At 59.8% G+C, this 23,986-nt stretch carries 21 protein-coding genes; 17 read left to right on the top strand and 4 right to left on the bottom strand.

The features are described 5' to 3' along the window. Nucleotides 1-46: 46 nt before the first annotated feature. Together ACZZ0B_RS17225 and ACZZ0B_RS17230 are read right to left on the bottom strand one after the other, a co-directional pair. Entirely contained in the window at nt 47-1,204 is a 1,158-nt protein-coding gene (locus ACZZ0B_RS17225) for a patatin-like phospholipase family protein (RefSeq protein WP_463545850.1), read from the bottom strand. A 33-nt stretch (nt 1,205-1,237) separates the two neighbouring features. Next, the gene (locus ACZZ0B_RS17230; protein WP_008080887.1) at nt 1,238-2,170 is read right to left on the bottom strand and encodes a lipid A biosynthesis lauroyl acyltransferase; all 933 of its coding nucleotides are present in this window, start codon (nt 2,168-2,170) and stop codon (nt 1,238-1,240) included. Between the two features lie 117 nt (nt 2,171-2,287). Here ACZZ0B_RS17230 and minC point away from each other — a divergent pair, with 117 nt between their 5' ends. From minC to ACZZ0B_RS17275, 9 genes are all read left to right on the top strand, one after another. Beyond that, a complete protein-coding gene (gene minC, locus ACZZ0B_RS17235) occupies nt 2,288-3,025 on the top strand; it encodes a septum site-determining protein MinC (RefSeq protein ID WP_045123115.1) in 738 nt (245 codons plus the stop codon). Between the two features lie 169 nt (nt 3,026-3,194). Beyond that, complete coding sequence (gene minD, locus ACZZ0B_RS17240; protein WP_007913953.1) at nt 3,195-4,007, top strand: septum site-determining protein MinD; 813 nt, start codon at nt 3,195-3,197, stop codon at nt 4,005-4,007. Continuing rightward, nucleotides 4,007-4,261 carry a cell division topological specificity factor MinE gene (gene minE, locus ACZZ0B_RS17245; protein WP_003223146.1) on the top strand — a complete coding sequence of 85 codons (255 nt, stop codon included), beginning with the start codon at nt 4,007-4,009 and terminating at the stop codon, nt 4,259-4,261. The genes minD and minE overlap by 1 nt, the downstream gene beginning before the upstream one ends. A 170-nt stretch (nt 4,262-4,431) precedes the next feature. Further along, nucleotides 4,432-5,067, top strand: a complete 636-nt coding sequence (locus tag ACZZ0B_RS17250; protein ID WP_008080882.1) for an RluA family pseudouridine synthase — start codon at nt 4,432-4,434, stop codon at nt 5,065-5,067. Between the two features lie 47 nt (nt 5,068-5,114). Next, nucleotides 5,115-6,215 carry a hypothetical protein gene (locus tag ACZZ0B_RS17255; RefSeq protein ID WP_463545851.1) on the top strand — a complete coding sequence of 367 codons (1,101 nt, stop codon included), beginning with the start codon at nt 5,115-5,117 and terminating at the stop codon, nt 6,213-6,215. Between the two features lie 240 nt (nt 6,216-6,455). Then, entirely contained in the window at nt 6,456-7,745 is a 1,290-nt protein-coding gene (locus tag ACZZ0B_RS17260; protein WP_008080878.1) for a M18 family aminopeptidase, read from the top strand. A 133-nt stretch (nt 7,746-7,878) separates the two neighbouring features. Then, entirely contained in the window at nt 7,879-8,055 is a 177-nt protein-coding gene (locus ACZZ0B_RS17265) for a hypothetical protein (RefSeq protein WP_008083838.1), read from the top strand. A 75-nt stretch (nt 8,056-8,130) separates the two neighbouring features. Next, on the top strand, nt 8,131-10,284 hold the full coding sequence (locus tag ACZZ0B_RS17270) for a mechanosensitive ion channel family protein (RefSeq protein WP_463545852.1): 2,154 nt from the start codon (nt 8,131-8,133) through the stop codon (nt 10,282-10,284). A 65-nt stretch (nt 10,285-10,349) separates the two neighbouring features. After that, a complete protein-coding gene (locus ACZZ0B_RS17275) occupies nt 10,350-11,675 on the top strand; it encodes an amidohydrolase (RefSeq protein ID WP_463545853.1) in 1,326 nt (441 codons plus the stop codon). Nucleotides 11,676-12,265: 590 nt separating this feature from the next. On the opposite strand, the gene ACZZ0B_RS17280 is transcribed toward ACZZ0B_RS17275, so the two are convergent. Further along, nucleotides 12,266-12,979, bottom strand: a complete 714-nt coding sequence (locus tag ACZZ0B_RS17280; RefSeq protein ID WP_007916338.1) for a UTRA domain-containing protein — start codon at nt 12,977-12,979, stop codon at nt 12,266-12,268. Between the two features lie 351 nt (nt 12,980-13,330). Here ACZZ0B_RS17280 and ACZZ0B_RS17285 point away from each other — a divergent pair, with 351 nt between their 5' ends. The 6 genes from ACZZ0B_RS17285 (at nt 13,331) to ACZZ0B_RS17310 (ending at nt 18,766) form a co-directional block, all read left to right on the top strand. Continuing rightward, nucleotides 13,331-14,398: an ABC transporter substrate-binding protein gene (locus ACZZ0B_RS17285; protein WP_008083842.1), complete on the top strand. Its 1,068-nt coding sequence runs from the start codon at nt 13,331-13,333 to the stop codon at nt 14,396-14,398. Nucleotides 14,399-14,579: 181 nt separating this feature from the next. Then, nucleotides 14,580-15,386 (top strand): alkaline phosphatase family protein, encoded by an 807-nt coding sequence (locus ACZZ0B_RS17290; RefSeq protein ID WP_158832862.1) that lies wholly within the window; start codon nt 14,580-14,582, stop codon nt 15,384-15,386. Nucleotides 15,387-15,391: 5 nt separating this feature from the next. Beyond that, nucleotides 15,392-16,228 (top strand): ABC transporter permease, encoded by an 837-nt coding sequence (locus tag ACZZ0B_RS17295; protein ID WP_162130782.1) that lies wholly within the window; start codon nt 15,392-15,394, stop codon nt 16,226-16,228. Then, the gene (locus ACZZ0B_RS17300) at nt 16,215-17,015 is read left to right on the top strand and encodes an ABC transporter permease (protein WP_008083711.1); all 801 of its coding nucleotides are present in this window, start codon (nt 16,215-16,217) and stop codon (nt 17,013-17,015) included. Before ACZZ0B_RS17295 ends, ACZZ0B_RS17300 begins: the two co-directional genes overlap by 14 nt. Next, complete coding sequence (locus ACZZ0B_RS17305) at nt 17,012-18,001, top strand: ABC transporter ATP-binding protein (protein WP_463545854.1); 990 nt, start codon at nt 17,012-17,014, stop codon at nt 17,999-18,001. The genes ACZZ0B_RS17300 and ACZZ0B_RS17305 overlap by 4 nt, the downstream gene beginning before the upstream one ends. A 111-nt stretch (nt 18,002-18,112) precedes the next feature. Continuing rightward, entirely contained in the window at nt 18,113-18,766 is a 654-nt protein-coding gene (locus ACZZ0B_RS17310; protein WP_212551385.1) for an HAD family hydrolase, read from the top strand. 96 nt (nt 18,767-18,862) lie between these two features. On the opposite strand, the gene ACZZ0B_RS17315 is transcribed toward ACZZ0B_RS17310, so the two are convergent. After that, complete coding sequence (locus ACZZ0B_RS17315) at nt 18,863-19,825, bottom strand: zinc-binding dehydrogenase (protein WP_463545855.1); 963 nt, start codon at nt 19,823-19,825, stop codon at nt 18,863-18,865. A gap of 138 nt (nt 19,826-19,963) precedes the next feature. Between ACZZ0B_RS17315 and ACZZ0B_RS17320 the strand changes: the two genes are divergently transcribed. Beyond that, nucleotides 19,964-22,048, top strand: a complete 2,085-nt coding sequence (locus ACZZ0B_RS17320) for a carboxy terminal-processing peptidase (protein WP_008083718.1) — start codon at nt 19,964-19,966, stop codon at nt 22,046-22,048. A 134-nt stretch (nt 22,049-22,182) separates the two neighbouring features. Further along, complete coding sequence (locus ACZZ0B_RS17325; RefSeq protein WP_463545856.1) at nt 22,183-23,973, top strand: bifunctional diguanylate cyclase/phosphodiesterase; 1,791 nt, start codon at nt 22,183-22,185, stop codon at nt 23,971-23,973. Nucleotides 23,974-23,986: the final 13 nt, after the last annotated feature.

A 23,986-nucleotide genomic window follows, 5' to 3' on the forward strand; every position in this document is an offset into this window, starting at 1 on the left:
TAGCGCATTCCAATGTCGGAGCTGCCGCAGGCTGCGATCTTTTGCTTTAAAATGGCAATCCCAAAAACCGGCACAACTCCTCGCGCTTGGCCAACGCATCGCGCCGTCCCAGATCAATCAACTCGCTGCAATACCCCGCCTCGAACAGCAAATAACTCAGCACCCCCGCCCCACTCGTCTTGGTCGCCCCCGGCCCACGCAAAAACAAGCGCAACGCCGCCGGCAATTCCTGACGATGCCGCGCCGCGATCTCATCGATCGGCTGGCTTGGCGAAATCACCAACACCTCCACCGGCGCCACCCCTAACTCGCGCGTCGGCGTGCCGGCGGGCATCAGATGGCTGAACTGGTTGAGACGCTGCAGCAACTCGATGTCACTCTCCAGACTGTCAATGAACGTGCTGTTGAGCATGTGCCCGCCGATCTGCGCGAGTGTCGGCTGCTGCCCCGTGTAAGTGCGCTCCAGCGGCTGCTGCGGATCAACGCCGCGCGGGTTGCCGCTGACGCCGACCACCAGCACGCGACTGGCGCCCAAGTGCAACGCCGGACTGATCGGCGCCGATTGCCGCACCGCGCCGTCACCGAAATATTCATCACCGATCTTCACTGGCGCGAACAACAGCGGAATCGCCGAGCTGGCCAATAGATAGTCGACCGACAATTGCGTCGGCACCCCAATGCGCCGATGCCGCAGCCACGAATCAATCTTGCCGCCGCCCTGGTAGAACGTCACCGCCTGCCCCGATTCGTAGCCGAACGCGGTCACCGCCACCGCGTGCAATTGCTTGCGCGCGATGGATTCGGCAATGCCGGGCATGTGCAGTTTTTCATTGAGCAGCTCGCGCAGCGGCGAACTGTTGAGCAGCGCCACCGGCAGATGCCGACCGAGGCCGAGCAAGCTGTGACTGACGAAGCGGCTGGCCTGACGGATGACGCCGGGCCAGTCACTGCGCAGCACGCGATGGCTGCGAAAGCCTTGCCAGAATAAGGTGAGGCGTTCGATGGCGGCACGAAAATCGGTGGCGCCGCTGGCGAGGCTGACCGCGTTGATCGCCCCGGCCGAGGTGCCGACGATCACCGGAAACGGATTGTCCGCGCCCAATGGCAACAGTTCGGCAATCGCCGCCAGCACCCCCACCTGATACGCCGCCCGAGCCCCGCCGCCGGAAAGAATCAAACCTGTGACCGGTTCAGCTGGGCTCATCGCAACGCTCCATGGTGCTTGTCAGTTATTTTTTCAGCGGCGTTTGGCGTACAACTTCGGCTCGCCCGGTGGCCGGCTCTTGAAGCGACGATGCGCCCACAAGTATTGCTCCGGGCAATCGCGCAACACGCCTTCAACCCATTGGTTGATACGGATGCAGTCGGCTTCTTCGGTTTCGCCCGGGAAGTCTTCCAGCGGCGCATGCACGACCAGACGATAACCACTGCCATCGGCCAGACGCTCCTGCGTGAATGGCACCACCAGCGCTTTACCCAGGCGGGCAAACTTGGTGGTCGCGGTCACGGTTGCGGCCTGAATGCCGAACAGCGGCACGAAGATGCTCTGCTTGGCGCCGTAGTCCTGATCCGGCGCGTACCAGATCGCCCGACCGGAACGCAGCAGCTTGAGCATGCCGCGCACGTCGTCGCGCTCCACCGCCAGCGAATCGAGGTTGTGCCGCTCACGGCCCTGACGCTGGATGAAGTCGAACAACGGATTTTTGTGCTCGCGGTACATGCCGTCGATGGTGTGCTGCTGACCGAGCAACGCTGCGCCGATTTCCAGGGTGGTGAAATGCACCGCCATCAGAATCACGCCTTTGCCTTCGCGCTGGGCTTTTTGCAAATGCTCCAGACCTTCGACGTGGGCCAGTTTGGCCAGACGCTCACGCGACCACCACCAGCTCATCGCCATTTCGAAAAAGGCGATGCCGGTGGAGGCAAAATTTTCCTTGAGCAGGCGTTTGCGCTCGGCGGCGGATTTTTCCGGGAAGCACAATTCCAGGTTGCGCTTGGCGATGCGCCGTCGGTCGCCGGCGAAGCGATACATCAACGCACCCAAAACTCGACCGATGGTCAGCAACGCCGGATAAGGCAGCTGCACGATCAGCCACAAAAGCCCCAGGCCGCACCAGAGCGGCCAGAAGCGCGGAGCAAGAAATGCTTTTCGAAAACGCGGGCGATCCATTAAAGCTTCCGTAAATACAGTGGCCGCGCATTCTACATCGTTCGACCCGGCTTGCGGCCTGCGGGCGTTCTCGTTATAAGTCTCGGCACTTTTAGTGACAAGCCGTTGTATGCCGACATGAGCCAAACCGAACCGTTAGACCAAGATCCCGTATTCCAGCTCAAGGGCAGCATGCTGGCCATTACTGTGCTGGAACTGGCCCGTAACGACCTCGACAGCCTCGATCGGCAATTGGCCGCCAAAGTCGCGCAGGCGCCGAATTTCTTCAGCAACGCGCCGCTGGTTCTGGCGCTGGACAAGCTGCCGCCGAGCGAAGGCGCCGTCGATCTGCCAGGCCTGATGCGCGTGTGCCGTCAACATGGCCTGCGCACCCTGGCGATTCGCGCCAGCCGCATCGAAGACATCGCCGCCGCCATCGCCATCGACATCCCGGTGCTGCCGCCGTCCGGTGCCCGTGAGCGGCCGCTGGAAATGGCCGAGGCCGAAGTCAAAAAGAAGCCGGAAAAACCGCCTGAGCCGACCGTCAAACAGACCCGCGTCATCACCACGCCAGTACGTGGTGGCCAACAGATATATGCGCAGGGTGGCGATTTGGTCGTGGTGTCCTCGGTCAGTCCGGGGGCGGAACTTCTTGCCGATGGCAACATCCATGTATACGGCCCGATGCGCGGTCGGGCGCTGGCCGGCGTGAAGGGTGACACCAAGGCACGGATTTTCTGTCAGCAATTGAGCGCTGAACTGATCTCCATCGCCGGTCATTACAAGGTCTCCGAAGATTTGCGCCGCGACCCAATGTGGGGCTCGGGCGTACAGGTCAGCCTGTCGGGCGACGTGTTGAACATCATTCGGCTTTAACGGATACTGCCGCATTTTCCAAGCATCTCTAAAACGTAGCGAAAACGGCTCAAACGAAGTAGGAAAAAGGCCAAAAGCCGAATTCCAGCCAAGGCTGTCCGACTGCAGTAGTTTTCAAGAGATGTTTTTCAGGGGCTAAAAAGTCCTTCTTCCTTAGGGGTGAAACACCTTGGCCAAGATTCTCGTGGTTACATCCGGCAAGGGTGGTGTGGGTAAGACCACCACCAGCGCCGCTATCGGTACCGGCCTCGCTCTGCGCGGCCACAAAACAGTGATCGTCGACTTCGACGTGGGCTTGCGTAACCTTGACCTGATCATGGGTTGCGAGCGCCGCGTGGTGTATGACTTCGTCAACGTGGTCAACGGCGAAGCCAACCTGCAACAAGCGCTGATCAAAGACAAGCGCCTGGAAAACCTCTACGTACTGGCCGCCAGTCAGACCCGCGACAAAGACGCGCTGACTGTCGAAGGCGTGGAAAAAGTCCTGATGGAGCTCAAGGAACAATTCGAGTTCGTCGTCTGCGACTCCCCGGCGGGCATCGAAAAAGGCGCGCACCTGGCCATGTACTTCGCTGATGAAGCGATCGTCGTGACCAACCCGGAAGTGTCCTCGGTACGAGATTCGGACCGCATGCTCGGCCTGCTGGCGAGCAAATCGCGTCGCGCCGAACGTGGCGAAGACCCGATCAAGGAACACCTGCTGATCACCCGCTACCACCCAGAGCGTGTGGAAAAGGGCGAGATGCTTGGCGTTGAAGACGTCAAGGAAATCCTCTCGGTAACCCTGCTCGGCGTGATCCCGGAATCCCAGGCGGTGCTCAAGGCATCCAACCAGGGCGTACCGGTGATTCTCGACGACCAGAGCGATGCCGGTCAGGCTTACAGCGATACCGTCGACCGTTTGCTGGGCAAAGAAAAAGCCCACCGTTTCCTCGATGTCGAGAAGAAGGGATTCTTCGAGCGCCTGTTTGGAGGTAGGTAATGAACCTTTTTGACTTCTTTCGTGCCAACAAAAAGCCAAGTACCGCCTCGGTAGCGAAAGAGCGTCTACAGATCATCGTGGCGCATGAGCGCGGCCAGCGCAGCACGCCGGATTACTTGCCAGCCTTGCAGAAGGAACTGGTCGACGTGATCCGCAAGTACGTCAACATCGGCAACGACGACGTACATGTTGCACTGGAAAGCCAGGGCAGTTGCTCGATTCTGGAACTCAACATCACCCTGCCCGATCGCTGAGTCGATCCGGCAGTCGCTACGGCGGCTCGGGCTGTTGATGCTCGTGTAGGAGCTGCCGAAGGCTGCGATCTTTTGATCTTTCAACGTCAAAAGATCGCAGCCTTCGGCAGCTCCTACAGGGTTATCAGCAGTCCCGAGCCGCCGTTGGCATTTGTTACGAGGCTGTTTTAATGCCGTTGTCCAACATCCGCATCATCCATCAGGACGCCGCCGTACTGGTGGTCGACAAACCGACGTTGCTACTCTCGGTGCCCGGTCGCGCCGACGACAACAAGGACTGCCTGATTACCCGCCTGCAGGAAAACGGCTACCCGGAAGCGCGCATCGTCCATCGCCTGGACTGGGAAACCTCCGGCATCATTCTGCTCGCGCGTGACGCCGACACTCACCGCGAACTGTCACGCCAGTTTCACGACCGTGAAACAGAGAAGGCCTACACTGCCCTGGCCTGGGGACAACCGGAACTGGACAGCGGCAGCATTGACCTGCCCCTGCGCTACGATCCGCCGACCAAGCCGCGCCATGTGGTTGATCACGAATTCGGCAAACACGCGCTGACCTTCTGGCGAGTGCTGGAACGTTGTGGCGATTGGTGCCGCGTCGAACTGACGCCGATCACCGGCCGTTCACACCAGTTGCGCGTGCACATGTTGTCGATCGGCCACCCGCTGCTCGGCGACGGGCTCTACGCCCACGAGCAAGCCCTCGCCGCCTGGCCGCGCCTGTGCCTGCACGCGAGCATGTTGAGCTTCACCCACCCGCAGTCCGGCGAGCGCTTGCGTTTCGAATGCCCGGCCCCGTTCTGAGGATGGCCTGACCGGCCGTCCTGTTGTTGGAAAGGATTTTGTTTCGGATGAGTTGTATCGATTCCCTGGCGACACCCCTCAAGAAAGTCCGTCACCAGTTGCTGTATCTGATCTACGGCAACCAGGACGTCTACCGCCGCGAAGCCAAGTTCAGCATCCTCACGGTGCTGTCCCAAGCCAAGGACGGCAAGCTCCCGGCGATCAGGATTCTGACCGACCGCCCGCAAGACTACGCCGGCTGGCCGGTCGATACCGTGCTGCTCGACGAAGCGACCCTGACGCGCTGGCAAGGCGTGCACGGCTATCACCATCGGCGCAAGGCCTGCGCCATCGCGGCCGGCATGCAGCTGGCGGAGAAAACACTGTTCGTCGACACCGACACGCTGTTCACCAGCCACCCGCAGCGCCTCTTTGAATTGATCGAGGCGAACCGCTCGGTGATGGATCGCTTCGAGTACGACTGGCAAGACGTCCACGAACGCCGCGATTACCTGAAACTCGGTCGCGACCTGCGCGCCTACGGCGTGACGCCGGACAACGGCTTCAAGCTCTACAACAGCGGCCTGTGCGGCATCACCGAAAGCGATTCAGCACTGTTTGAAGAGTCGATCCGGCTGATCGATGAATGGACGGCGGGCGGTTTCGAGATTCACACCATCGAGCAGATCGCCCTGTCGTACGCCATGCGCGGGCGCGAGGTGGTGGAAGCGCGCAAGCACGTTTATCACTACTTCGCCGAGAAGCGCTTCTTCCATGCGATGCAGACGTACTTCTTCTCTCAGCATGGCGAAACGTTCAGCCAGCGCCTGGTTGATTTGTGCCGCGATGTGCCACGGGTCAAGCCGTTCCCTTCGGCCTGGCAGCGCCTGAAAATCAAATGGAAGCTGCGCAACCAGAGCGGCGCCATGCGCAAGGTCGCGCGCGATGTGCTGTACGGCAGTGCCGCACCGGAAGATCCGTACTACAGCGCTTGTCGGCATGAATGGTGGGAATGCGCCTCGCGGGAGATTCTGCGCTGGGACGAAAGCCGGCAGAAGAAATTGCTGAACCAGAGTCGCTGGCCAAAACAGCTGCCGCGTCCGGACAAACCTGAAGACGAAAAAGTCATCATGAACTACCTGAAGAAACGCGTGCTCACCCCCCGCTGAACACCGCTCCCTTTGTAGGAGCAAAGCTTGCTCGCGAAAGCGCTCAGTCATTCAGCAAAGATGTTGCTGACCCGACGCCTTCGCGAGCAAGCTCGGCTCCTACAGGATTGGCGGGTATTAAACGAAGCAGGCATCAGGCAGCCCCCACAGGGTTTGTGTTGGCCAACAACGACCACATGTCATGTCCAAACCCTCGGGCCGATGCGTTAAACTCCCGGCCATTGCTGTCTGGAGCTTCTTATGCGCGAAGAGTTGAACCAAGGCCTGATCGACTTCCTCAAGGCCTCCCCTACCCCATTCCACGCCACTGCCAGTCTTGTTCAGCGTCTGGAGGCCGCCGGTTTCGTGCGCCTCGACGAGCGCGAGCCGTGGAACACCGAAGCCAACGGCCGCTATTACGTCACCCGCAATGATTCCTCGATCGTCGCGATCAAAATGGGCCGTCACTCGCCACTGCACGGCGGCATTCGCCTGGTCGGCGCACACACCGACAGCCCGTGCCTGCGCGTCAAGCCGCAACCGGAACTGCAACGTCAGGGTTTCTGGCAATTGGGCGTTGAAGTCTATGGCGGTGCGCTGCTGGCGCCGTGGTTCGACCGCGATCTGTCGCTGGCCGGGCGCGTGACCTTCCGCCGCGACGGCAAGGTCGAAAGCCAACTCATCGACTTCAAGGCACCGATCGCGATCATTCCCAACCTGGCCATTCACCTCAACCGTGAAGCCAATCAGGGCTGGGCGATCAATGCGCAGACCGAACTGCCGCCGATCCTCGCGCAATTCGCCGGTGACGAGCGCGTCGACTTCCGCGCCGTGCTCACCGATCAACTGGCCCGTGAACACGGCTTGAACGCCGACGTGGTGCTGGATTACGAGCTGAGTTTCTACGACACACAAAGTGCTGCGGTCATTGGCCTGAACGGCGATTTCATTGCCGGCGCGCGCCTCGACAACCTGTTGTCGTGCTACGCCGGCCTGCAAGCGCTGCTCACCGCCGAAACCGACGAAACCTGCGTGCTGGTCTGCAACGACCACGAAGAAGTCGGTTCCTGCTCGGCCTGCGGTGCCGATGGCCCAATGCTTGAGCAGACCCTGCGTCGCCTGCTGCCGGAAGGCGACGAGTTCGTCCGCACCATTCAGAAATCCCTGTTGGTCTCGGCCGACAACGCCCACGGCGTACACCCTAACTACGCCGAGAAACACGACGCCAACCACGGCCCGAAACTCAACGCCGGCCCGGTGATCAAGGTCAACAGCAACCAGCGCTACGCCACCAACAGCGAAACCGCCGGCTTCTTCCGCCACCTGTGCATGGCCGAAGAAGTGCCGGTGCAGAGCTTCGTGGTGCGCAGCGACATGGGCTGTGGCTCGACCATCGGCCCGATCACCGCCAGCCACCTGGGCGTGCGCACCGTCGACATCGGCTTGCCGACGTTCGCCATGCACTCGATCCGCGAACTGTGCGGGAGCCACGACCTGGCGCACCTGGTCAAAGTGCTGAGCGCGTTCTACGCCTGCCAGGAACTCCCGTAACCCTCTGTAGGAGCTGCCGCAGGCTGCGATCTTTTGATGTTGTTTTCCGAGATCAAAAGATCGCAGCCTGCGGCAGCTCCTACAGGGGTAAAGCCACTAGACTTACATCATTCATTTCGACAAGGCAGTCTCCATGATCTCGATGTCTTCGTTTCACGCCATGCTCGTCCCGATCCTCACCGGGATGATCCTGCTGGCAGTCGGCTTCAACTTCCGTGACAAGAACGCTGGCGTCTTCGCCATGTGGATCGGCATGCTGATGATCCTCGCCACCGTGATCTACAAGATCCTCGCCAAACTCAACGAATAATCGGCGACGGCTCGCATTGATTGGGTGGGCCTCGTACACTCCAGCGAATCCGCCCCTTGCGAGGTTGACCGCCTAGTGTTTGCTCGTCTTTTTGCTTTGCCCAGTCTGTTCCTCGTCTGCCTGATGACGCTGCTGCCGCTGGCGCCCGCCCACGCGGTCGGCCTGCCGGGCCTGCTCAACACCAACAAAGCCCAGCCCGAAGCGCAAGAACCCCTCGGTCAGTCCCTCGACGAAGTCATCAAGTCGCTGGAGAACGACAAGCAACGCGCGCAGTTGCTGACCGACCTGAAGAAGCTGCGCGACGCCACCAAAAAAGCTCAGGCCAACCCGGAAGAAGGCGTGCTCGGCCTGATCGGCGGCACCCTCGCCAATTTTGAAAAACAATTCACCGGCGCCAACAGCCCGCTCAACCGCTGGGGCAACGAGTTCGACCTGGCCAAGGACGAACTCAGCGGCATGATGTTGCCGGCCAACGAATGGCTGCCAATCATCTTCGGTTTCGCCATGATCCTGATGGTCTGGAGCTTGCTCGCCGCCGCGCTGATCTGGCTCGGGCATCGGGTGCGCATGCGCTTCGGCCTCACCGAAGAACTGCCGCAACATCCCAGGGCGCTCGACATGCTGCGCTTCGCTTTGCGCAAACTCGGGCCGTGGCTGATCGCGTTGGTGATGACGGTTTACATGAGCTACGCGTTGCCGTCTTCACTGGGCAAAAGCCTGGCGATGGTGCTGGCGTATGCGCTGGTGGTCGGCACCTGTTTCTCGGCGATCTGCGTGATTGCCTTTTCCCTGCTCGACGGCCCGCACCGCCATCGCGCGTTGTACATCCTTCGTCATCAGGCGTTCCGGCCCCTTTGGCTGATCGGCAGCTTCGCCGCGTTCGGTGAAGCCCTGAATGATCCGCGCCTGATCGAAAGCCTCGGCGTGCATCTGGCCCACACCGCCGCAACCGTCGCCAATGTGCTGGCGGCACTGTCGACCGGATTGTTCATCCTGCGTTTCCGCCGACCGATTGCCCACCTGATCCGCAACCAACCGTTGTCGCGACGCCTGACTCGCCGCGCCCTCAGCGACACCATCGAAATCCTCGGGACCTTCTGGTACGTGCCGGCGCTGGTGCTGGTCGGTATTTCGCTGTTCGCCACGTTCGTTTCCGCTGGCGACACCAGCACAGCCTTGCGCCAGTCACTGATCTGTACCGTGCTGCTGGTGATGTGCATGGTGATCAACGGCCTCGTCCGCCGCCATTCGCTGAAGCCGCAACGCGGACCGAAACGCCACGCGCTCTACTCCGAACGCCTGAAGAGCTTCTTCTACACCCTCGCGCACCTGGTGGTGTGGCTGGTCTTCATCGAGCTCGGCCTGCGCGTGTGGGGCCAGTCGCTGATCGGTTTCGCCGAAGGTGAAGGGCATGACGTCAGCGTCAAACTGTTCAGCCTGATCGGCACGCTGATTTTCTCCTGGCTGGTCTGGATTCTCTCCGACACCGCCGTGCATCACGCCCTCACCCGCTCGCGCAAAGGCCTGGCCAACGCCCGCGCGCAAACGATGATGCCGCTGATTCGCAACGTGCTGTTCGTGGCGATCTTCATCATCGCGCTGATCGTCGCGCTGGCGAACATGGGCATGAACGTCACGCCACTGCTGGCCGGTGCCGGTGTGATCGGTCTGGCCATCGGTTTCGGTGCGCAGTCGCTGGTCGCGGACTTGATCACCGGCCTGTTCATCATCATCGAAGACTCGCTGGCAATTGATGACTACGTCGACGTCGGCGGCCACCTCGGCACCGTCGAAGGCCTGACCATTCGCACCGTGCGCCTGCGCGACATCGACGGCATCGTCCACACCATCCCGTTCAGCGAAATCAAAAGCATCAAGAACTACTCGCGGGAATTCGGCTACGCGATCTTCCGCGTCGCGGTGCCGTACAACATGGAAATCGACGACGCGATCAAACTGATGCGCGAAGTCGGCCAGAAGATGCGCACTGACCCGCTGCAACGACGCAACATCTGGTCGCCGCTGGAGATTCAGGGTGTCGAAAGTTTCGAGTCCGGCAGCGCGATTCTGCGCGCCCGGTTCAAGACCGCGCCGATCAAACAGTGGGAAGTGTCCCGCGCCTTCAACCTCTCGCTCAAACGCCATCTCGACGAGGCCGGACTCGATCTGGCAACACCGCGCATGAGCGTGCAAGTGATCACTGCCGGTGGCGGCCAGCCGAAGGAATAGCACTCACGCGCGCGGTTGCAGTCACAGGCAGGGAAGCCCGAACAACAACAATCAAGGAGAACCCGATGCCACTGACGCGCATTGCCCAAGCCGTTCTACTCACACTGTTCGCCAGCCACGCCGGCGCCGCGACGCTGGAAAGCACTCGCACCACAATCGCCGAACAGGCGCAAAAGCTCGAACCGGAACTGCTGGAAACCCGCCGCGACATTCACGCCCATCCGGAACTCGGCAACACTGAAAAGCGCACCGCCGAGCTGGTCGCCAAACAACTCAACGCCATGGGCCTGGACGTCAAAACCGGCGTCGCCCGCACCGGCGTGGTCGCCGTCCTCAAAGGCGCCCTGCCCGGCCCGACCGTGGCCCTGCGCGCCGACATGGACGCGCTGCCGGTCAAAGAAGTCTCCGACCTGCCTTTCGCCTCGAAAGCCAAAGGCACCTACCTCGACAAAGAAGTCGACGTGATGCACGCCTGCGGTCATGACGCCCACACCGCGATCCTGCTGAGCACGGCGAAAATTCTCTCGGGCATGCGCGACACATTACCCGGCACCGTGGTGTTCTACTTCCAGCCCGCCGAAGAAGGCCCGAGCGACTTCATCCCCGACGGCAAAAACACCTGGGGCGCGAAAATGATGGTCGAGGAAGGCGTGATGAAATCCCCCAAACCCGACGCGGTATTCGGCCTGCACGTCTGGGCCGGCGTCCCCGCCGGCCAGATCGCCTACCGCCCAGGCCCAACGCTGGCCAGCTCCGACGACCTGCGTATCAAAATCCTCGGCAAACAAACCCACGCCGGCCGCCCTTGGGACGGCATCGACCCGATCACCGTCGGCGCGCAAACCATCGTCGGCCTGCAAACCGTGGTCAGCCGCCGCACCGATATCTCGTCGTATCCGTCGGTGGTCAGCATCGGCACGATCAACGGCGGCACCCGCTACAACATCATTCCCGAATCTGTCGACATGAGCGGCACGATCCGCTCCTACGACTACGGCATCCGCCAGAAACTGCACGCCGACGTCCGCCAGACCATCGAAAAAATCGCCGAGAGTGGTGGTGCCAAAGCGGACGTCACCATCATCGAAAAATACGACCCGACGATCAACAACCCAGCCCTCACAGAAAAAATGCTGCCGACATTGAAGTGGGCAGCCAAGGACGACGTGGTGAATGCACCGCTGGTGGGGGGCGCGGAAGACTTTTCGTTCTATGCCAAGGAAGTGCCAGGGTTGTTTGTGTTTCTCGGCGTGACGCCACGCGACCAAGACATGAGCAAAGCCGCACCGAACCACAATCCGGGATTCTTTGTGGATGAGTCGGCGCTGGTGGTCGGCGTTCGCACCCTGGCCTCACTGGCAACAGACTACCTCTACACCAACGCCCACTGACCTGTAGGAGCTGCCGAGAGCAACGAGGCTGCGATCTTTTGATCTGGGCATTTGAGCGTTCGCCAGAATCAACATCAAAAGATCGCAGCCTTCGGCAGCTCCTACATTTGAATCGAGTTCATCCGCCAGAAACAGGTCGGCTGGCAGGCCGCCATCGCTGGCAAGCCAGATCCCACAGGGATTGAATCCAACCGGTAAACCTATATCGCTTCTGCTCCTCACCACTCAACACAATGAGCGCAAGCTCGAGTACCGCTCTTGATCTTGCCGTGCCGGCCTCTTCGGCAGGCTGAGTGGAGGGGTCTATCCGGGGGTAGGCGCGCAGCGCCGTTCGACGAAGTCGAACACATCGAAAGGAGGTGCAGCGAAGCAAACCGGAAGCGATGCCCCCGGATCGATCCCGGAACGAAGGAACCCCGAGCTCCAGCGAGCGGGCCGAACGCCGGGGCCCAGCCTTTTGCTTACTTTTCGGCGTCTGGAAAAGTGAGTCGCTGTAAGAGCGAAACCGTCAGCGGCAGCACCCGAAGCAACGGATATACACCCAAAACCCAAGAACCTGGTCGGCCCACAGGCCGCCAAGGCCAAAACGATCAAACCACATCAACCCCAACGTGAATCGCATCATGCCGCCAAAACTCCAGATCACAATCAATCAACCGCTCATGCTGATCATAATTGACCCGAGCAATCCGCAACCCCGGACTCCCCACCGACACCCTTAAAGCCGCCGCCGCATCCACCGACAACGACGTAGGCACAATCTCAAACCGCACCCGCCCATAGTGCAAATCGTAATGCCGCGCATACAACTCGGTCATCGACTGATTCAGATCAAACTCAAGAATCCCCGGAAAAAACTGCGGATTCAAATAGTGCTCCACATACAACACCAGCCGCCCATCAATGCGCCGCGACCGGCAAATTTGAATCACGCTCGACAACGCCGGCAACTGCAGCCAGGCACACACCGCCGCCGAAGCCGGCTGCAACCGCGCCGAAATCACCTCGGTCGACGGCACCCGCCCCTGCGCACTGACCATCGCGTGAAAATGACTGCGCTGCATCAAGTTGTACGCCAGCCGCGGCGGTGAAACGAACCAGCCACGCCGCTCCTCACGATAAATCTGCCCCTGCGCCTCCAACTGCAACAACGCCTCACGCACAGTAATCCGCGTGGTGCCAAACAACTCACTGAGCTTACGCTCGGCCGGCAACTTGCTGCCCGCCGCCAACAGCCCATGATCGAGCTGCTCCTGCAAGACCTGGCCAATGGCTGTCACCGCTTTTGTTGCCTCATCGCGCATCAACGTTACCTATCTGGACTAGACCAGCACTGTTTCGGGGCAAAACCGCACGGCGATCAAACCGTTTTGCGGTGTTGCAAGCCTAGGCAGTACAGATGACCGAGAGATGACAAAACTACCCAACGGTCGTCCTCACGACTTGCAATACATCGGCCAAGTCCCTTGCCCTACGGGCCTTTGAGCATGGTCTACGCTTATCTGGCACCTGCCGATATCGACCAAATAAAAGGCCTGGCGCGAGGCCACCGACATCAAAGTGTCATCCAGCCCCCCTAAATTGGCTCAGGTATTGCTGACCTAGACCAACAACCACCGCAATCGCAGCGTTGAACACGACCAAGGAGCTTCGGAATGAAACAGCTTTTCCTGGCAACACTGTTAGGCTCGACCATTGCACTGTGCACCTCCGCCATGGCGGCCGGCACCGATCTGAAAACCCTCGAAGCCGCTGCGAAAGCGGAAGGCGCCGTCAACAGCGTCGGCATGCCGGATGACTGGGCCAACTGGAAAGGCACCTGGGAAGACCTAGCCAAGACCTACGGCCTGAAACACATCGACACCGACATGAGTTCCGCCCAGGAAATCGCCAAGTTCGCCGCTGAAAAAGACAACGCCACCGCCGACATCGGCGACGTCGGCGCGGCGTTCGGCCCGATCGCGGTCAAGCAAGGCGTGGTGCAACCGTACAAGCCAAGCACCTGGGATCAGGTTCCGGACTGGGCCAAGGACAAGGACGGCAACTGGGCACTGGCCTACACCGGCACCATCGCCTTTATCGTCAACAAAAAGCTGCTGCACGGTTCCGAAGTACCGACCAAATGGGCTGACCTCAAGGGCGGCAAATACAAGGTCTCGATCGGTGACGTGAGCACCGCCGCCCAAGCCGCCAACGGCGTACTCGCTGCGGCACTGGCCAACGGTGGCGACGAGAAAAACATCAAGCCTGCGCTGCTGTTGTTTGCCGACATTGCCAAGCAAGGCCGCTTGTCGATGGCCAACCCGACCATCGCCACCATGGAAAAAGGCGAGATCGAAGTCGGTGTGGTCTGGGACTTCAACGGCCTGAGCTACAAAGCCAAAATGGCCAACCCGGATGATTACGTCGTGCTGATCCCGTCCGACGGCTCGGTGATTTCCGGCTACACCACGATCATCAACAAATACGCGAAAAACCCTAACGCCGCCAAGCTGACCCGCGAATACATCTTCAGCGACGCCGGCCAGACCAACCTCGCCCGCGGCAACGCGCGCCCGATCCGCGCCGAGCACCTGCAACTGCCGGAAGACGTGAAAGCCAAACTGCTGCCGAACGAGCAGTACAAAAAGGTCACCCCGATCAAAGACGCCGACGCATGGGAAAAAACCTCCAAAGCCCTGCCACAGGCATGGAACGAAGAAGTCATCGTAGAGATGAAATAAAGGGGCTGATCACCACTTTGTGATCTGAAACAAATCTCCATGTAGGAGTGAGCCTGCTCGCGATATCGGTCGAACATTCAACAACAGTGTTGACTGATCCACCGCTATCGCGAGCAGGCTCACTCCTACAGGGGATCCAGGTTGAATCTGAAATTTCCTGTTTCGCGGAGTTTTTGCCCCTATGAAGCACAACGTCATCCTTGTCGTGCTCGACGGTCTCAACTACGAGGTCGCGCGCCACGCCATGGGGCATCTGCAGGCTTATGTTGGCGCAGGACGCGCCGCGCTCTACCAGTTGGAGTGCGAGCTGCCGGCCCTGTCCCGACCGCTTTATGAATGCATCCTCACCGGCGTGCCGCCGATCGACAGCGGCATCGTCCACAACAACGTTTCGCGCCTGTCCAATCAGCGCAGCATTTATCATTACGCCCGCGATGCCGGTCTGAAAACCGCCGCCGCGGCGTATCACTGGGTCAGCGAGCTGTACAACCGCTCGCCCTTCGTCGCCGCCCGCGACCGCCACACTGACAATCTGTCGCTGCCGATCCAGCACGGGCATTTCTACTGGAGCGATCACTACCCGGATTCGCACCTGTTCGCCGACGCCGAAAACCTGCGCCTGCGCCACGATCCGAACTTCCTGCTGATCCACCCGATGAACATCGACGACGCCGGGCACAAGCACGGCCTCGACTCTTCGCAGTACCGCAACAGTGCGCGCTCGGCCGACATCATCCTCGCCGACTATCTGCAGAGCTGGCTCGACGCCGGCTATCAAATACTGGTGACCGCCGACCACGGCATGAACAACGACCGTTCGCACAACGGCCTGTTGCCGGAAGAACGCCAAGTGCCGCTGTTCGTCCTTGGTGATGCATTCAGCCTCGACGCTGACGCCGCACCGAAACAGACGGAAATCTGCGGCACCGTTTGCGAACTGCTCGGCGTACCCCACGACAAACCTGTGTGCCGGGAGCTGCTCAAGTGAACGCCATGACTCGCGGCAAATGGCTGGCGGCACTGTGCCTGGTGCCCTTCGCGCTGTTCTTTATCGTTTTCGAAATCGCCCCGCTGGTCTGGGTGATGATCAACAGCCTGCAATCGGAAGAGTTCGGTTGGGGCATCGAAAACTTCACCAAGATCTTCAATTCGAAGTTCTATTTGCAGGCGATCCAGTACAGCCTGGAGATCAGTTTCTGGTCGAGTGTGTTCGGCATCATCATTGCCGTGCTCGGGGCGTATTCCCTGCGCCGGGTCGACTCGAAACTGCGCAACTTCGTCAACGCCTTCGCCAACATGACCAGCAACTTTGCCGGCGTGCCCCTGGCCTTCGCCTTCATCATCCTGCTCGGTTTCAACGGCAGCATCACCATCATGCTGAAGCAGTCGGGGATCATTCAGGACTTCAACCTGTACTCGAAAACCGGGTTGATCATCCTTTACACCTACTTCCAGATTCCGCTTGGCGTGCTGCTGCTGTACCCGGCGTTCGACGCCTTGCGTGAAGACTGGCGCGAGTCCGCCGCGTTGCTCGGTGCCAACGGCTGGCAGTTCTGGCGGCACATCGGTTTGCCAGTGCTGACGCCAGCGCTGCTGGGTACGTTCGTGATCCTTCTGGCCAACGCCCTCGGCGCCTATGCCACGGTGTATGCACTGACGACGGGCAACTTCAACGTCCTGCCGATTCGTATCGCGGCGATGGTCTCCGGCGATATTTCCCTCGACCCGAATCTGGCCAGCGCTTTGGCCGTGGTGCTGGTGGCGCTGATGACCATCGTCACTGTCGTGCATCAACTGCTGTTGAAGAGGAGCTACCATGTCTCGCGCTGAATCCGGCCCGGCCGGCCTCTACCACCGCGTCGTGGTTTATCTACTGTTCGCGATCCTCTTGCTGCCGCTGGCAGGCACGCTGGTCTACTCGATCGCCAGCAGTTGGTCGGCGACCATTCTGCCCAGCGGCTTCACCTTCAAGTGGTACATCCAGTTGTGGAGCGATCCACGGTTCCTCCACGCCTTCGGCCAGTCATTGCTGGTGTGTGTCGGCGCGCTGGTGCTGTCGGTGGTGCTGATTCTGCCGTTGCTGTTCGTCGTGCATTACCACTTTCCGAAACTTGATGCGCTGATGAACATCCTGATCCTGCTGCCCTTCGCGGTGCCGCCGGTGGTGTCATCGGTAGGTCTGTTGCAACTCTACGGTTCCGGGCCGATGGCGATGGTCGGCACGCCGTGGATTCTGATCGGCTGCTACTTCACCGTGGCCCTGCCGTTCATGTACCGGGCGATCACCAACAACCTGCAAGCAATCAACCTGCGCGACCTGATGGACGCTGCGCAACTGCTCGGCGCCAGCACCTTTCAGGCAGCGATTCTGGTGGTGCTGCCCAACCTGCGCAAAGGCCTGATGGTCGCCTTGCTGCTGTCGTTCTCGTTCCTGTTCGGGGAGTTCGTCTTTGCCAACATTCTGGTCGGCACGCGTTACGAAACCTTGCAGGTTTACCTGAACAACATGCGCAATAGCAGCGGTCACTTCACCAGTGCGCTGGTCATCTCGTATTTCTTTTTCGTGCTGGTCCTGACCTGGATCGCCAACATCTTGAACAAGGACAAAAGCGAATGAGCTATGTCAGCGTCCAACACCTGCAGAAGAATTACGCGGGCACCCCGGTGTTCAGCGACATCAACTGCGAGATCAATAAAGGCGAATTCGTCACCCTGCTCGGCCCGTCCGGTTGCGGCAAATCCACCCTGCTGCGCTGCATCGCCGGCCTGACGCCGGTGGATGGCGGCAAGATCCTCCTCGATGGCGTCGACATCGTCCCGCTGACGCCGCAAAAACGCGGGATCGGCATGGTGTTCCAAAGCTACGCGCTGTTCCCCAACATGACCGTCGAGCAGAACGTCGCTTTCGGTTTGCGCATGCAAAAGGTCAACGCCGACGACAGTCATAAACGCGTGTTGGAAGTGTTGAAACTGGTGGAACTGAACGACTTCGCCAGTCGTTATCCGCATCAACTGTCCGGTGGCCAATGCCAACGTGTCGCCCTCGCCCGTTCGCTGGTCACACGTCCACGTTTGCTGCTGCTCGATGAACCGCTGTCGGCACTCGATGCACGGATTCGCAAACACCTGCGCGAACAGATCCGCCAGATCCAGCGTGAACTCGGCCTGACCACAATCTTCGTCACACACGACCAGGAAGAAGCGCTGACCATGTCTGATCGCATCTTCCTGATGAATCAGGGAAAAATCGTACAGAGCGGCGACGCCGAAACCCTGTACACCGCGCCAGTGGACGTGTTCGCAGCAGGCTTCATCGGCAACTACAACCTGCTCGACGCCGAAGACGCGTCGAAGCTGTTGCAACGCCCGATCAATCATCGCGTCGCCATTCGCCCGGAAGCCATCGAACTGAGCCTCAACGGCGAGCTCGACGCGCAGATCCGCAGCCATAGCCTGCTAGGCAATGTCATTCGCTATCGCATCGAAGCGCGCGGCGTGGAATTGGTGGTGGATGTGCTCAATCGCTCGGCGGCTGATCTGCATCCCGATGGTCAGCGTCTGGCACTTTCCATCGATCCGACGGCCCTGTGTGAAGTCGCTTAAAAGCAGCTGCAAGCTTCGAGCTACAAGCTTCAAGTTGTAGACTGCGGCGTAGCTGATTCCAATTCTTGCAGCTCGAAGCTTGTAGCTCGCAGCTGTTCTCGGAGAGAACTGATGGCCCTGGCAATTTTTGATCTGGACGAAACGTTGATCCACGGCGACTGCGCCACCCTCTGGAGCGAGCAGATGGGGCGCCTGGGCTGGGTCGATCCCGAGTCGTTCATGCGCAAGAACAACGAGCTGATGGACGCTTACAGCCATGGCAAATTGCGCATGGAAGAGTACATGGCGTTCAGCCTCGAACCACTGATCGGGCGTACCCCGGAAGAAGTCGAGCATCTGGTCGGTCCGTGGGTGGAAGATTTCATCGAGCCGATCATCTTCAGTGACGCGACGAAAACCATCGCCGCCCACCGCAAGGCCGGCGACCGGATTCTGGTGATTTCGGCGTCGGGCACGCACTTGGTCAGACCGATTGCCGACCGACTGGGCATCGATGAAATTCTCGGTATCGAACTGGAAGTCGCGCATGGCGTGTACAGCGGCCACACCGTTGGCACCCTGACCTACCGCGAAGGCAAGATCACCCGCTTGCTGGAATGGCTGGATGCTGAAGAGGAAAACCTGGAAGGCGCGAGTTTCTATTCCGACTCACGCAATGATCTGCCGTTGTTGTTGAAGGTGGATTTCCCGCACGTGGTCAACCCAGATCCCGTGCTGCTTGAGCATGCCGAAAAAGCCGGCTGGCCCATCCATCTCTGGAAATAAACGCAAAAGATCGCAGCCTTCGGCAGCTCCTACATTTGAAATGCATTCCCCTGTAGGAGCTGCCGAAGGCTGCGATCTTTTGACCTTGCTCTTGTATCAGCTCAGGCTTTCGTCAATCACCAACACCAGTTTCCCAGCCACCGTATTGCTCGCCAGCTCGGCAAACGCCGCTTCGGCATCCTTCACCGGGAATGCCTTGGCCAACTGCGGACTCAACCGCCCCTCAGCAAACAACGGCCACACCTGCTGCCCCAGATCACTTAACAGATCCGCCTTGAACTGATCATCACGGCTGCGCAATGTCGAGCCCAGCAACTGCACGCGCTTGCCCAGCACCTGCGCCAGATCCAGCTTGGCCTCGCGACCGCCCATCAGGCCGATCAGCACCCAACGCCCATCCAGCGCCATCAGCTTGAGATTCAGCGCCGAATAATTGCCGCCGACCGGATCGAGGATCACATCGAACGGGCCGAAATCGCGCAGGCTCTCCAGATCATCGCTGCGCACCACGCCGCCCTGCGCGCCCAACGCCTCACAGTAGGCCAAACGCTCGGCAGAACCGACGCTGACCCAACACGGATTGCCGAACGCCTTGCACAACTGAATGGCGGCTGAACCGATTCCACTTGCGCCAGCGTGCAAGAGAACTTTCTCACCCGGTTTGAGCGCCGCAAGTTGAAACACATTCAACCAGACTGTTGCATAAACCTCGGGCAATGCCGCCGCCTCGATCAGCGAGACGCCTTCGGGAACCGGCAGCACATGCCGTCCGTCGACCACCACCTCTTCGGCCATCCCGCCCCCGGCCAGCAAGGCGCAAACCCGATCGCCGACCTGCCACGAACTGCCCGCGCCGACCTCGCTGATCACCCCGGAGCACTCAAGACCGAGCACTGGGCTGGCACCCGGCGGTGGTGGATAAAGCCCTGCTTTCTGTAATAAATCGGCGCGATTGAGGCCGGCTGCCGCCACTCGGATGCGAACTTGTCCTACATCGCACGTAGGACTCGGCTCCTCAACCCATGCCACTTGACCTTCAACGCCTTGCAATGCCTTCACAGTGCCTCCATAGTGAGTCTGGACTGAGCCCGAAGCTGTAGCGCCGGGCTTTTTGCATTATGCGACCGGCTCTCGTAGAACCGGCGACTTCAAAGACGGCCTAATATGCGTTATCAATTGTCCCCGCGTCGAATCAGCATGAAGCATTTGCTCCCCAGCACCGCCCTCGCTCTTTTCATCGGTATCGGCCTGTTGCCGGTATCGGGCAGTACATTCGCAGCCAACAGCTGGGACAAGTTGCAGCCTGATCGCGATGAAGTCATCGCCAGTCTGAACGTCGTCGAGTTGCTCAAGCGTCACCACTACAGCAAGCCGCCGCTCGACGATGCGCGCTCGGTGATCATCTACGACAGCTACATCAAGCTGCTGGATCCGTCGCGCAGCTATTTCATGGCCAGCGACATCGCCGAATTCGACAAGTGGAAGACCCAGTTCGACGACTTCCTCAAAAGCGGCGACCTCAACGCCGGGTTCACCATCTACAAGCGCTATCTGGACCGCGTCAAGGCGCGTCTGGACTTCGCCCTTGCCGAGCTGAACAAAGGCGTCGACAAGATGGACTTCAACACCAAGGAGACTTTGCTGATCGATCGCAAGGACGCCCCTTGGCTCAAATCCACCGCAGAACTCGATGACCTCTGGCGCAAACGCGTCAAGGACGAAGTGCTGCGGATGAAGATCGCCGGCAAAGAGCCGAAGCAGATCCAGGAAACCCTGACCAAGCGCTACAAGAACCAGTTGGCGCGTCTGGATCAGACCCGTCCGGAAGACATCTTCCAGGCGTACATCAACACCTTCGCCATGTCGTACGACCCGCACACCAACTATCTGTCGCCGGATAACGCGGAAAACTTCGACATCAACATGAGCCTGTCCCTCGAGGGCATCGGTGCCGTGTTGCAGAGCGATAACGACCAGGTGAAAGTCGTGCGTCTGGTGCCGGCAGGCCCGGCCGACAAGACCAAGCAGGTGGCCCCGGCCGACAAGATCATCGGCGTTGCCCAAGGCAACAAAGAGATGGTCGACGTGGTCGGCTGGCGTCTCGACGAAGTGGTCAAGCTGATCCGTGGGCCGAAAGGCACCGTGGTGCGCCTGGAAGTCATTCCGGCGAGCAATGCACCGAACGACCAGACCACCAAGATCGTGCCGATCACCCGTGAAGCGGTGAAGCTCGAAGACCAGGCCGTGAAGAAGTCCATCCTCAACCTGAAACAGGACGGCAAGGACTACAAGCTCGGCGTTATCGAGATTCCGGCCTTCTACCTCGACTTCAAGGCGTTCCGTGCCGGTGATCCGGACTACAAGAGCACCACCCGCGACGTCAAGAAACTGCTGACCGAACTGCAGAAAGACAAAGTCGACGGCGTGGTCATCGACCTGCGCAATAACGGCGGCGGCTCCCTGCAGGAAGCCACAGAGTTGACCAGTCTATTCATCGACAAGGGCCCGACCGTACTCGTGCGTAATGCCGACGGCCGTGTCGACGTGCTGGAAGATGAAAACCCGGGTGCGTTCTACAAAGGCCCGATGGCGCTGCTGGTCAACCGCTTGTCCGCCTCGGCTTCGGAGATTTTTGCCGGCGCCATGCAGGACTACCACCGCGCGCTGATCATCGGTGGCCAGACCTTCGGCAAAGGCACCGTGCAGACCATTCAGCCGCTGAACCATGGCGAACTGAAACTGACACTGGCCAAGTTCTACCGGGTTTCCGGTCAGAGCACCCAGCATCAGGGCGTGTTGCCGGACATCGACTACCCGTCGCTGATCGACACCAAGGAAATTGGCGAAAGCGCTCTGCCGGAAGCCATGCCGTGGGACACCATCCGCGCGGCGATCAAACCGGCGGCCGATCCGTTCAAGCCGTACCTGGCTCAGCTCAAGTCCGAGCATGACACTCGTACCGCGAAAGATGCCGAGTTCGTGTTCATCCGTGACAAGCTGGCTCTGGCGCAGAAACTGATGGAAGAAAAAACCGTCAGCCTCAACGAAGCCGAACGCCGTGCCCAGCACGCCGACATCGACGCCAAGCAACTGACGATGGAAAACATCCGTCGCAAGGCCAAAGGCGAAGAGCCGCTCAAAGAGCTGAAGAAAGAAGACGAAGACGCCCTCGCGGCTGCCGACCCGGACAAGGTCAAGCCAGAAGACGATGCTTATCTGAGCGAAACCGGGCGTGTGCTGCTGGATTACCTGAAGCTGAGCAATCAGGTGGCCAAGAAGTAAGGTGATGGCAATTTAATGCTGACGATCCCCGGATCGTCATCAAACAGTCATCATTCTGTCGTGCAATAAAGGACTGGGAGCCACTCTCTTCATCGAGAGCGCTCCCAGTCCTTTTTTTATCGCCAGAGATTGCCATGACCACGACCGAACAGCTGAGTGCCTTGAGCTCGATCCTGACTCAAAGCGGATTGCACAGCCTGTTCCAGCCGATCATCAGTCTCTCCGAACGACGCATCCTCGGCTACGAAGCCCTCACTCGTGGCCCTTCCAACAGCCCATTGCACTCGCCCATCGCACTGTTCGCCGTGGCGCGTCAGGCCGGGCGCCTGAGCGAGCTGGAAATTGCCTGCCGGCAAAGCGCTTGCCGCCGTTTCAACGAACAGCAATTGCCGGGCAAGCTGTTTCTCAACGTCTCGCCAGAATCCCTGCTTGAAGCCGCCCATCAACCGGGACGCACGCTGCAACTGTTGCAGGATTTCGGCATTCCACCGAGTCAGGTCGTCATCGAACTGACCGAACAGACGCCGATCGACGACTTTCAGCTGCTGCAAACTGCGCTGCATCACTATCGGGCCATGGGTTTTTCCATTGCGCTGGATGATCTCGGTGCCGGCTATTCGAGCTTGCGCCTGTGGTCGGAACTGCGACCGGACTACGTGAAGATAGATCGGCATTTCATCGACGGCATTCATCAGGATGCGTTGAAGCGCGAATTCGTCGGCTCGATCCTGCAAATCGCCAAAGCCTCGCGCGCTCAGGTCATCGCCGAAGGCATCGAACTGCCCGAAGAACTCGCGGTACTCACCGAAATGGGCGTGGATCTGGTGCAGGGCTATCTGCTCGGTCGCCCGCAGGAACACCCACCGCGCGATGCCCGCGCCTTGATGCCCAAACACGACAGCAGCAGCGTTGCGCTGAACGACGAAGGCAGCGACCTCAGTGCCCTGCTCAACGACCAACCGGCCGTGCATCGCGACACACCGACCGCCACGGTGCTGGAAGCCTTCCGCCGCCAGGCCAACCTCAACTCGTTGGCCGTGCTCGACAAACAAGGTCAGCCTTGCGGCATCGTCCACCGCCACTCATTGTCGGACGCCCTGCTCAAACCCTTCGCCACCGATCTGTTCGCGCGCAAACCGATCAGTCGCCTGATGAACGACGATTTCCTCGCGGTGGAAATGAGCCAGTCGCTGCAACAGGTCAGCCGCCTCATCACCAGCCGCGCTCGGCAACGTATTGAGGAAGACTTCATCATCACCCTCAACGGTGGCTATCTCGGTCTCGGCCGGGTGATCGACGTGCTCAAACTCATCACCGAACTGAAAATTCAACAGGCGCGCTACGCTAATCCGTTGACCTTGTTGCCGGGTAATGTGCCGATTCAGCAATGCCTGACGCGACTGCTGCAGCAGGGGCGCGAGTCGGTGATTTGCTATGTCGACATCGATAGCTTCAAGCCTTTCAACGACATCTACGGCTACGGTCGCGGCGATGAAGTGTTGTTGTGTCTGGCGCAATGTCTCAACGAACGTGTCGATCCCACGCGCGATTTCGTTGGCCACATTGGCGGCGATGACTTCCTGTTAGTCCTCGGCCCCGAAGACTGGCGCAAACGCCTCAATCAATTGCTCGACGATTTCCAGAGCCAATGTCGCCGCTTCTATCGGCCTGAACACCTTGAGGCTGGATGCTTTATTGCGCCGAATCGTCAGGGAGTGCGGCAGGAGTTTCCGCTGTTGTCACTGTCCATTGGTGTCGTTCATCTGCACCCAGAAGCTTGCGCGCACCTTGATGCTAGTCAACTCGCGGAGATGGCCTCGCAGGCGAAGCATCATGCGAAGAATGTTCCGGGGTATAGCGTGCATGTGATTGATAGTCTTACCGCTGCCGAGCTACACCCATCGAAACTAATAGGCCAACGTTAACTTAATTTTTAGT

The sequence above is a fragment of the Pseudomonas sp. AC247 genome (assembly GCF_979258015.1).